The sequence below is a fragment of the Streptococcus sp. M143 genome (assembly GCF_000162495.1).
Classification (GTDB): domain Bacteria; phylum Bacillota; class Bacilli; order Lactobacillales; family Streptococcaceae; genus Streptococcus; species Streptococcus dentisani.
On record NZ_GG730094.1, the window covers coordinates 47,106 to 53,105 of the forward strand.

Consider the following 6,000-nt stretch of genomic DNA (forward strand, 5'->3'; position numbering starts at 1 on the left):
ACGGAGCAATTCGGTCTTTTTTCTGTTCCCTCTTTCTTATAACAAGATTGTGATAGTTTATATCTTTATAACAAAAGTTTTAAAGACTTGATTGTTTTGAAAGAATATTTTAAAATAAGATTCAGTAAAAATGAAAGAGGTTTTGAAAATGTCTGAAAAACAAATGAAAATTTTAGGTTGGGTAGCGACCTTTATGTCTGTTATGATGTATGTGTCTTACTTCCCACAAATCATGAACAATCTGGCTGGTCAAAAAGGAAATTTCATCCAGCCCTTGGTTGCTGCCATCAACTGTAGTCTCTGGGTTTACTACGGTCTTTTCAAAAAAGAAAGAGATATCCCCCTTGCAGCAGCTAATGCACCAGGTATTATTTTTGGTCTGGTAACGGCTATCACAGCTTTGATTTAAAAAGAAGACTGGTTTCAGTCTTTTTTGTACATAAAAATAGATTCTCAAGTAAAGAAAGTCTAATGAGAGTTGAGGAGAATAGCCGTTGACAGCGAGCTTTCTGATTGCTGCTTTAGGGGTTCCTCCATCAAGTAAGAGATTGTTTCGTTACTATTTTTACAAAATCTTCTCCCTACTTTATAAAATAGAAAAAAGAGTTCAATTCGAACTCTTTTTTTGCTATAATGAGGGGAGAAAAATCAGACAGGAGATCGACATGTCAGAACCATTATTTTTACAATCAGTTATGCAAGAAAAAATCTGGGGTGGGACCAAGCTACGTGATGAGTTTGGTTACGACATTCCAAGTGAAAAAATCGGGGAATACTGGGCTATCTCAGCCCACCCAAATGGAGTTTCTAAGGTAGCCAATGGACGCTACGAGGGAACAGACCTTGCTACTTTGTATGCGGAACACCGTGAGTTGTTTGGCAACCGTCCAGAACCAGTATTTCCTCTCTTAACTAAAATTCTCGATGCCAACGACTGGCTTAGCGTCCAAGTTCACCCAGACGATGCCTATGGACTAGAACACGAAGGCGAACTTGGAAAAACAGAATGCTGGTATATCATCGCAGCGGATGAGGGATCAGAGATTATCTATGGTCACAATGCCAAGTCAAAAGAAGAACTCCGCCAGCAAATTGAGGACAAGAACTGGGATGCCTTACTGACAAAAGTGCCAGTTAAGGCTGGAGATTTCTTCTATGTGCCAAGTGGTACCATGCACGCTATCGGTGCAGGTATCTTGATTCTTGAAACCCAGCAGTCTAGTGACACTACCTACCGTGTCTATGACTTTGACCGCAAGGATGACAAGGGCAACTTGCGTGAACTTCATCTTGAAAAATCCATCGATGTTTTAAACATTGGAGAACCTGCCAATAGCCGACCTGTCACTGTCAAAGCAGATGATCTACGTTCCACTCTCCTTGTATCCAATGATTTCTTCGCAGTTTACAAATGGGAAATTACTGGAAAAGTTAACTTTGAAAAGACAGCTGACTACAGCTTGTTGAGTGTCTTGGCTGGTCAAGGTCAACTAACTGTTGACGGGAAAAACTATCCAATCCAAAAAGGGAGCCACTTTATCCTACCAAGTGATGTTGAAGCTTGGACTCTGGAAGGGCAAGGTTTGGAATTGATTGTCAGTCATCCATAAAAAGAAAAGACTTGAGAGATATTCTCAAGTCCTTTTTTGTATTTACATAAATTGGGCGATAAAGACCACGATGATGATGATAGGAATGATAAAACGAAGAAGGAAAAGCCAGACTTGGAAAAGTCCCTGTTTCCATGCTGTTTCATCAAGGTGTAGTTCCTCCATTGCAAGAGCCTTTTTAAAGACATAGCCTGTAAAAAGTGAAAGGCAGAGAGCTCCAAATGGCATGAGGAGATTGGAAACTAAGAAGTCCATAGCATCAAAGAAAGTCTTACCAAAGATGTGAACATCCGCCATAACTCCATAGGATAGGGCTGAAGGAATGCCAAAGACAAAGGTCAAGATTCCTAAAATGGTACTCCATTTAGCACGCATACTGTTGTCCTGGTTGGTGATATTGCCCACATTGATTTCCAGCATCACGACAGAGGAAGTGACCGTCGCAAAAAGGAAGAGCAAGAGGAAGAGGATGTAGAAAATGGTTCCAAAAGGCATCTTGTCAAAGAGTTGAGGCAAGACGATGAAGAGCAGGCTTGGTCCCCCTTCAGACTGAATATTGAAGGCTGACATGGCTGGGAAAATGGCTAGACCTGCCATGATGGATACCGAGATGTTCATGGCTACGATGGAAATCCCTGACTGGACCAGATTGGTTTTCTTGTCTAAGTAAGAAGCATAGGTCAGCATGGCTGTGACCCCTAGTGAAAGGGCAAAGAAAGATTGTCCTAGAGCATAAAGGAAACCGGCACTGGTCAGTTTTGAGAAGTCTGGTTTGAGGAAGTAGAGAACGCCTTCCATGGCATTTGGCAAACTGAGAGAGCGTCCAATGATAATGACAAAAATGATAAAGAGCAGGGGCATCATAACTTTTGAGGCTCTTTCAATCCCTTTTTGAACCCCACGTGATACAATAAAGATATTCAACAAGATAAAGGAAGCTTGAGCCCCTAGAGCAATGGCTGGATTTGAAATGATTGAAGTAAATAACTGAGCATAATCACCCGTTCCGCCAAGTTGGAACAATTTCCCAAACTCAATACTCAGATAGACTAGAATCCATCCTCCGATGACACTGTAAAAGGAGAGGAGGATAAAGAGGGCAAAGGCACCAATCCAACCGATAAAGTTGTACTTGTTATTCTTGCCCAGTTTTCCAAAGGTTTTGATAGCAGAAACGCCAGCACTACGGCCAAGGGCAAACTCAGCAAGCAAGAGCGGGAAACCGATTAAAATGGTAGAAATGAGAAAGACCAGTAGAAAGCCTCCACCGCCATTTGCAGCAGTCATGTATGGAAACTTCCAAACGGCTCCAAGTCCGATGGCTGAACCAGCAGATGCTAGAATAAAGCCTAGTTTTGAACCCCATTGTGATTTTTCTGACATAGTTGAAACTCCAATCTCTTTTTTAAAATAAGAAAAGGCTACTTGAGATGTCAAATAGCCTTCTCTCAACGGCTCTCTATGAGCCTTCTGTTTGATTGATAGACTTGACTATCCTATCATGTTTTCTAAGGTCTGTCAAGAAAACCATTTTCAAGTTTTCACACCTTTCCCAAAAAGTTAAAAAATTTTCGCAGAAACACTTGACTCTGACCTAAGGGGAGGGGTTATACTATCAATGTAATACTCTTCGAAAATCAAATTCAAACCACGTCAGCGTCGCCTTACCGTACTCAAGTACAGCTTGCGGCTAGCTTCCTAGTTTGCTCTTTGATTTTCATTGAGTATAAGGAGGAAATCATGTACCATATAAAAGAAGCTGCGCAGCTTTCGGGTGTCTCTGTCAAGACCCTGCACCACTACGATAAGATAGGACTCTTGGTTCCGTTAAAGTCGGAAAACGGCTATCGAACCTACAGTCAAGAAGATTTGGAACGCCTTCAAGTCATTCTTTACTATAAATATCTAGGTTTTTCTTTAGAAAAAATAGCAGAGCTGTTAAAGGAAGAAAGGACAGATTTATTGCCTCATTTGACCAGGCAGTTGGACTATTTGACCCAAGAAAGGCAACATCTGGATACCTTGATTTCCACCTTGCAAAAAACCATTCAAGAACAAAAAGGAGAAAGAAAAATGACGATTGAGGAAAAATTCACTGGATTTAGCTATCAAGACAATCAAAAATACCACCAAGAAGCGGTAGAGAAGTATGGACAAGAGGTGATGGACCAAGCGCTCGAACGCCAGAAAGGTCACGAAGATGAGGCTACAGCCGCCTTCAACCAAGTTTTTCAAGCCTTGGCACAAAACCTTCAAGCTGGTCTGCCTGCAACAGCGTCCGAAAACCAAGAAGAAGCAGCCAAACTCTTGCAAGCTATTCGTACTTATGGATTTGACTGCTCTATTGAAGTATTTGGCCATATCGGCAAAGGCTACGTCTATAACCCAGAGTTTAAGGAAAATATTGACAAGTTTGGACTTGGCACAGCCCAGTACACATCAGATGTCATTGCACACTATGTTCAAACTCAGATAACATAAGCATCGCTGGAGATTTGTCCTGCTCCGCTAAAAAAGCTAAATCTTCTATTTAACTTTTTTAGGGGACAGGTCATTTTAGTTGTTACTTTTTTGAAAAGCATTCTGGTCCCAGACTCTTTACTTTGTTACTAAAAGAAAATTCATTTTTAAGTTTTTGCATTGTCAACTCTGAGTGATTAGTTCGCCTTGATAAAATCAGTAAAAAAAGATATGATAGTAGGAGAAAAATGAGGTTAAGAGTGATGGACAAAAGTAGAATTAAAACAGAAACACAGCAGGTAATTGAAGATGTTTTGGAAAAGGCTGGATTGCGTGAGGGGGCTCTCTTTGTCCTTGGACTCTCGTCTAGTGAGGTTTTAGGTGGGCAAATCGGCAAGGATTCCAGCCAAGAAATTGGCGAAATCATTGTGAAAACCATCCTAGATATCCTAGAGGAAAAAGGAATTCACCTAGCTGTTCAAGGCTGTGAACACGTCAATCGGGCCCTGGTCGTTGAACGTCAAGTGGCGGAGCAATTTGGTCTGGAAATCGTCAGTGTCCTACCTACTCTTCATGCGGGAGGTTCGGGTCAGCTAGCTGCCTTTAAGTTTATGAAGAACCCTGTTGAAGTGGAGTTCATCAAGGCTCATGCGGGATTGGATATCGGAGATACCGCAATTGGCATGCATGTCAAGCATGTGCAGGTTCCGATTCGACCAGTTTTGCGTGAGATTGGTCATGCCCATGTAACAGCTCTAGCTAGTCGTCCAAAGCTAATCGGGGGTGCGCGTGCCCAGTATCCACAAGATTCTATTAGAAAGATATGAGAATGAAAAAGAGAAAAGAACAGTTTCAAAAAAACCTAAAGTATTCTATTCGTAAATTGACTGTTGGAGTTGGTCCTGTAGCAATCGGGGCCTTTCTTGTTGGTGCCAGCTTGTTATTAACTGGTAAAGTCCAAGCAGATGAATTAGCTGAAGTGAATTCAGTCCATTACCGTTATCTGGCAGAGCAAGAATTAACCGAGTCTGAAAAAGCCTTGATTCATCATGAAGTTCCTACAGAATTTCATGATGAAGATATTATTTATGTAGTTTATCGCAAGAAAGCAACTAACAGTCAACAACTTCCCTATACAGGAAGTAAAGAATTTGCTTTAGCAGGTCTTGGTCTTGCAACAGCATCTTTAGCTGTTTTTTTGGTGTCTAAAAAACAGCGTCAGAAAGTTCTTGGAGTGCTTTTGATTGGTTCTCTTGGTGTCAGCAACTTCATTCCTTTTGCTACTTTTGCCTTTGAGAATAAAGAATTACTTTCTTACAATCAAACGATCTCGGCCTCCTCAAATGAAGAACTAGCGAAAGGTGTGATCGATATTGGAGGATATGAGTATATTGGTTATTTTAAAGGAACTGACATAAAAGTAGCTAGTTTTTCTAAAAAAGGGAAGCTCCTCGATCAAGATAGTTTGCCAGCGTATACTGGAAAACTTGAAAGCAAGGGTACTCAGGAGTCTGGTAAAGAAGGTGAATCCCTTGTTCAAGATAGTTTGCCAGCCTATACTGAAAAACTTGAAAGCAAAGGCACTCAAGAAGAAGACAAAGAGGGTCAATCTCTAATTCAAGATAGTTTGCCAGCGTATACTGGAAAACTTGAAAGCAAGGGCACTCAAGAAGTAGGTAAAGAAGGCGATTCCCTTGTCCAAGATAGTTTGCCAGCCTATACTGAAAAGCTTGAGAGTAAGGGTACTCAGGAAGCTGGAAAAGAGGGTGAATCCTTAGTTCAAGAGCCTCGGGCAGAATATACTGGAAAACTTGAGAGCAAAGGTACACAAGAGTCTGGTCAAGAAGGTGATTCCCTTGTCCAAGATAGTTTACCAGCCTATACTGAAAAACTTGAGAGCAAGGGTACTCAGGAATCCGGTAAAGAAGGC

Annotated in this window: 6 protein-coding genes; 5 read left to right on the forward strand and 1 reads right to left on the reverse strand. The window is 41.3% G+C overall.

Annotated features, from left to right (window positions below):
- Nucleotides 1-148: 148 nt before the first annotated feature.
- Both HMPREF0850_RS06495 and manA read left to right on the forward strand, forming a co-directional pair.
- The gene (locus tag HMPREF0850_RS06495) at nt 149-409 is read left to right on the forward strand and encodes a SemiSWEET family transporter (protein ID WP_001291471.1); all 261 of its coding nucleotides are present in this window, start codon (nt 149-151) and stop codon (nt 407-409) included.
- A gap of 256 nt (nt 410-665) precedes the next feature.
- Nucleotides 666-1,610 (forward strand): mannose-6-phosphate isomerase, class I, encoded by a 945-nt coding sequence (manA, locus tag HMPREF0850_RS06500; RefSeq protein ID WP_001294306.1) that lies wholly within the window; start codon nt 666-668, stop codon nt 1,608-1,610.
- A gap of 42 nt (nt 1,611-1,652) precedes the next feature.
- Here the strand turns inward: manA and HMPREF0850_RS06505 are convergent, their stop codons facing one another.
- The gene (locus HMPREF0850_RS06505) at nt 1,653-2,993 is read right to left on the reverse strand and encodes a sodium-dependent transporter (RefSeq protein ID WP_025168375.1); all 1,341 of its coding nucleotides are present in this window, start codon (nt 2,991-2,993) and stop codon (nt 1,653-1,655) included.
- A gap of 357 nt (nt 2,994-3,350) precedes the next feature.
- On the opposite strand from HMPREF0850_RS06505, the gene HMPREF0850_RS06510 reads away from it, so the two are divergent.
- The 3 genes from HMPREF0850_RS06510 to HMPREF0850_RS0103230 all read left to right on the forward strand — a co-directional run.
- Nucleotides 3,351-4,091 (forward strand): MerR family transcriptional regulator, encoded by a 741-nt coding sequence (locus HMPREF0850_RS06510; protein WP_000274777.1) that lies wholly within the window; start codon nt 3,351-3,353, stop codon nt 4,089-4,091.
- 242 nt (nt 4,092-4,333) lie between these two features.
- Complete coding sequence (locus HMPREF0850_RS06515; RefSeq protein ID WP_000361603.1) at nt 4,334-4,897, forward strand: TIGR01440 family protein; 564 nt, start codon at nt 4,334-4,336, stop codon at nt 4,895-4,897.
- 2 nt (nt 4,898-4,899) lie between these two features.
- On the forward strand, nt 4,900-6,000 hold a 1,101-nt coding region (locus tag HMPREF0850_RS0103230; RefSeq protein WP_000746262.1), incomplete at its 3' end, for a YSIRK signal domain/LPXTG anchor domain surface protein.